General features: G+C 67.0%; 3 protein-coding genes. 2 read left to right on the top strand and 1 reads right to left on the bottom strand.

Annotation, left to right across the window (positions count from 1 at the left end; translation table 11 throughout):
* Positions 1–70: 70 nt before the first annotated feature.
* On the bottom strand, positions 71–1,702 hold the full coding sequence (locus K7W42_RS22510; RefSeq protein WP_224577640.1) for a DUF4153 domain-containing protein: 1,632 nt from the start codon (positions 1,700–1,702) through the stop codon (positions 71–73).
* 106 nt (positions 1,703–1,808) lie between these two features.
* On the opposite strand from K7W42_RS22510, the gene K7W42_RS22505 reads away from it, so the two are divergent.
* Together K7W42_RS22505 and K7W42_RS22500 are read left to right on the top strand one after the other, a co-directional pair.
* Positions 1,809–3,647 (top strand): menaquinone biosynthesis decarboxylase, encoded by a 1,839-nt coding sequence (locus K7W42_RS22505; protein WP_224577638.1) that lies wholly within the window; start codon positions 1,809–1,811, stop codon positions 3,645–3,647.
* Between the two features lie 40 nt (positions 3,648–3,687).
* Entirely contained in the window at positions 3,688–4,344 is a 657-nt protein-coding gene (locus K7W42_RS22500; RefSeq protein WP_224577636.1) for an Ig-like domain-containing protein, read from the top strand.
* The last annotated feature ends 292 nt before the right edge of the window (positions 4,345–4,636 follow it).

Raw genomic sequence — 4,636 nt, 5'->3', positions numbered from 1 at the left:
GTTCCGTTTGTTTCCTTCTCGCTCCGCTCGGATTTCATCGTTTTTGCAAACGATTCAATCGGAGTCTGTATCAGTCGCTGGCCGAGCGGTCGTAAGGGCTACGCGGTGGCAGGGTCCGGACCAGGGCGTGGGCACGCGCGTAAGCCAGGTTCCAGGCGCGGAGATCGCGCGGCGCGTCGTAGCGGTCGTGCAGGTCGTCAATCACATTCTGGGTCGTCAGGCAGTTCTCATTTGGGCCGCAGCCGGGCACCAGAGCGTCCAGATTCGCCACCACCGTGGGCACCGCGCCGGCACCCAGTTCCAGCAGGTCCCGCACATTGGCGCGCTGCGGGGTGCTTCTCAGTTCATTCGTGACGCCAGCGGTCTGGCGGTGCAGGTTCGCGCGGGCGATCAGCGCACCTGGATTCAGCGCCGTGGTGGTCAGCAGGGTCGCCAGGCCCAGCAGCAGCGCGGGATAGGCAAAGCGCTCGGTGCGGCCATGCCACAGCAGCAGGGCCAGCCACACCAGCGTGACCGTTACCCACAGCAAAAAGGCGGCCCCCAGGACCCGAATGCTGCTCAGGCCATACGCCTGGGTGTACAGCCCCCAGCGCTGGGCGGCGCTGGCTAGAATGATCAGCAGCGGCACCAGCACCGCCGCGTTCAGGGCGCGGTAGGCCCAGCCGGTTCGGATGCGCGGCGCACTCAGCCCGTGGGCGATCAGCAGCACGCTCAGGGTCAGGAACGCCACCGTCATCAGCTCGCTAAAGCCCCGGCGAATGTAGGCCGCGTAGGTCTCGCCGTCGGGCAGCCCGCCGCCCAGCAGCGCGGGCACCTGCAGGGCCGCGAAGGTCACGAACAGCAGGCCGAGCGCGCTCAGCGGCAGACCCACTTCAACCAGACCCAGACGGCCCTCGCGCGTGGGCAGCGGCAGCAGGGTGGGCCGCAGCGCCATCAGGGCGGGGTAGAGCAGGCCAGCGGCCAGGAAACTCCAAAACAGCCACTGGCCGCCCGCGTTGACCATCTCGCCCAGCCCCGCGCCAGGCCGCCACAGGCGCTCCAGCGCGCCCGCAAAGCCTGCGTCGGCGCTGGCCAGCAGCGCCCCGAACACCAGCAGCAGCGGCGCGCTCAGGGCCAGGCCCACCCCCACGCGGCTCAGCTGCCGGCCCTGGGCGGCGGCAGGCCGTAGCACTGTCCAGGGAAAGCGTTCCAGCAGCAGGAAAGGCGCGTACAGGGCCCGCAGGCCACCCGTTACCAGTGTGCCCAGCAGCGTGCCCGCACCGGCCTGCCCCAGGCCGGGAAAGCGTAGGAAAGAGGCGCCCAGGGTCAGGCTGGTCAGCAGCCCCAGGGCGTTCAGCAGGGCCAGTTCAGGCGGCGCAGCCCACAGGGCAAAGGTCAAGCCAAAGGCCACCGCCAGCCCCAGTAGGGTCACGCCCTCGCGGCTGGGCGTCTGGCCTCCGCGCCGCGCCGCCCACACGCTGGCCCCGGCCAGCAGCGCCAGCCACACGGGCAGATTGGCCCCGGCCGCGCCCGTGCCGCTGGTCAGCAGGTAGGCCGCCAATCCCAGGCCGCCGGCCAGCAGCAGCGGTGTGGCGGCCCGCGCTGGGCGGGGCCAGGGTGCAGCTGCGGGGGCCCTGGCCTCGGTCTCCGCCGTCTCGACTGCTGCGCTCAGGGCAGGGCTGGACTCGGGTGGCAGCGGACCAGCGGGCGGGACGGTGGACATGGGGTCACCGTAAGCCGGGCTGCCCGCCGGGGCGTCCCCCGGAAGGAGGAGGGCTGCAGGGGGCTCCGGTACGGTTGCCCCGCCCGCTGCGCCCTACACTCGCGCCATGGCCTTTCCGGACATTCAGAGCTTCATGCGGCTGCTGGAAGACCGCGGCGAACTGCTGCGGGTGGACACGCCGGTCTCTGCCGACCTCGAAATCACCGAGTTGGCCGACCGCCTGGTGAAAAAGGGCGGCCCCGCCCTGCTCTTCGAGAACGTGGTGGGGAGCGAGTTCCCGGTGGTCATCGGTCTGATGGGCACCAGAGAGCGCACGGCCCTGGCGCTGGGCGTCGCCGATCTGGACGACCTGGCCGCGAAGGTGCGCGCCCTGATTGATCTGGGAGGCTCAGGCGGCCTGGGCGGCCTGCTGAGCAACCTCCCCAAACTGCGCGACGCCATGAATCTTCCGCCCCGCCGGGTCAAAACTGGCCCCGCCCAGGAGGTCGTCTGGCGCGGAAATGAGGTGGACCTCTCCAAACTGCCCATTCTGAAGTGCTGGCCGCTAGACGGCGGGCCGTTCGTGACCCTGCCGCTGGTGATTACCAAAGACCCCGAAACCGGCGAGCGCAACATGGGCATGTACCGCATGCAGGTGATGGGCAAAAACACGACGGGGATGCACTGGCAGCGGCACAAAACGGGCACCCGGCACCTGGAAAAGGCAAAAAGGCTGGGGCAGCGTCTGGAAGTCGCGGTGGCCATCGGCGGCGACCCGGCCCTGATTTACGCGGCCACCGCGCCCCTGCCGCCCATTCCCGGCCTGGACGAGTTTGCATTAGCGGGATATTTACGGGGTCAGCGCTACCCGGTGATGAAGGGTGTAACGGTTGACCTGGACGTGCCGGCCAACGCCGAATTCATCCTGGAAGGCTACGTGGATCCCCAGGAGCCTTGGGTGACAGAGGGGCCCTTTGGCGACCACACCGGGTTTTACACGCTGCCCGATCTGTACCCTCAGTTTCATGTAACGGCGGTCACTATGCGGCGCCGGCCTGTTTACCCCGCCACCATCGTGGGGCGCCCGCCGATGGAAGACGCCTACCTGATTGAAGCCTCCGAACGGCTGTTTTTGCCCGCCGCGCAACTGGTGCTGCCAGAAATTGTGGACTACCACATGCCGCCGGCTGGGGTAGCGCACAACCTCGTGGTGGTCAGCATCAACAAGAGCTATCCGGGGCAGGCGTACAAGGTGGCCAACGGCCTGTTTGGCCTGGGGCAGATGATGTTTGCCAAGGTCATCGTGGTGGTGGACGGCGGGGTGCCGGTCAATGACTTCGGCGCCGTGTGGCGTGAGGTCACGCAGAAGGCGGTGCCGGGCCGCGACACCCTGACCACGCGCGGGCCGACGGATGTGCTGGACCACTCCAGCCGGGGCTGGGGTTACGGCGGCAAGTTGGTAATTGACGCGACCACCAAGCGCCCCGAAGAGGTCGGCAGCGCCGTCAGTTCCCGTGACGAACAGGCCGGCGACCTGGCCCCGGAGCAGTTCGCCCCGGCGGTCTCAGCCAATCTGCCTCTCTTCCCCGGTGCGCTGGCCCAGACCCAGACACCGGACGGGTACTGGACCGTGGCGCTGGACAAAACGCAGCCTGGTCAGGCGAAGGAACTGGCCACAACCTTCACGGCCCATCCGGCTGCCAGGGGTATGCGGCACCTGCTGATCGTGGATGAACAGACGAACGTGCACGACATCCAGGACGTGTGGTGGACCATCCTCAACAACATTGACCCCGAGCGCGACGTGTGGGTGGAAGGCGGCCTCCTGGTCTGGGACGGCGCCCGCAAATTGCCCGAAGAAGGCTTTGTGCGTGAGTGGCCGCCCAAAATTGTGATGGACGAGGCGGTGGTGCGCCGGGTGGACGCCCTGTGGCACCTGTACGGCCTGCCTGAACAGTGGCGGTAATCCTCAGAGGGTGGTCATTCGCAGTGGGTACGCTGCAGCCATGAATCCGTGGTGGCTGGGTCTGACTCTTCTCGCCGCCGTACCAGCCCTGGGACAGCTCCAGCCTTTGCCGGGCAAAACTCCGATCACCGTTTGCCCAGGTCTGATTCAACCCGCCGTCAGCGTCACGTTAAAAAACGAGCGCGGACAGGTGCTGCATCACGCCGGCGGCTTGGCATCGCAGGTGACAGTCCAGCGGGAAGGCGCAGGGCGTTACGCCGTGACTGTTCAGCGCCGCTGGTATCAGTCAGTCACAGTGCGGGGCATTCGTGTACTTGAAGACCGGTGCGGGCCAACGCGGGCCACCCCTATGACTGTGCACCTGCGTCCGGTGCACGGCGCACCTCCGATTCGTGCATTTATCATCTTGGGTCCCACCAGTGGAACATCAGTCATCGGCTTTTGGCCGTATTTCCAGCGTCACCGGACCTTTCTGGACGCGCCTGGCTCGGTCAGCCGTGAAGTTATCTGGTCGTCTAGCGATTCTGCGGTGGCGACGGTAGACAGCGCGGGCATGCTGCGCTCGGTTTGCAGCCGCGAGGTGGGGTGGGCCACCATCACGGCCACCCTGAAAGCTGAGCCCTCTGTTCAGGCAAGCATGCGCTTCGGCCGTGGGGGTGGGGGCATGGTGTGCCCGCGTGGCGCAGTGGACCGCTGAGAGGCTGAAGTCGGAGACCGGGCAGCCACGCCACCCTGGCCTTCATCAAAAGTCGCAGAGGGTCCGCTCATCCAGACCAGGAGCTAAGAGGTGTTGACAGGAAATGCCAGGAGATATATAGTTCTCTTCGCCCGAGAAGAAGGGCGAAGGCGAAAAGCCCCACGGGCCTCGCTGGGACGCATGAAAATCTGGTAGTGATGACGATGACAGGACGGCTCGACAGGGCCGTGTGGGCAGACTACCCCCCGGTGGTCTCCAGACTCACGAAACGGCCAAGCCGCAAGGCGAGGCG

The sequence above is a fragment of the Deinococcus betulae genome, assembly GCF_020166395.1.
GTDB lineage: Bacteria > Deinococcota > Deinococci > Deinococcales > Deinococcaceae > Deinococcus > Deinococcus betulae.
This window is presented reverse-complemented; position numbering and strand designations above follow the sequence as displayed.

Excerpts from the sequence above, each read along its gene's own strand:
- K7W42_RS22510 (WP_224577640.1), bottom strand. The coding sequence starts at position 1,702 with ATGTCCACCGTCCCGCCCGCTGGTCCGCTGCCACCCGAGTCCAGCCCT.
- K7W42_RS22500 (WP_224577636.1), top strand. The coding sequence starts at position 3,688 with ATGAATCCGTGGTGGCTGGGTCTGACTCTTCTCGCCGCCGTACCAGCC.
- K7W42_RS22505 (WP_224577638.1), top strand. The coding sequence starts at position 1,809 with ATGGCCTTTCCGGACATTCAGAGCTTCATGCGGCTGCTGGAAGACCGC.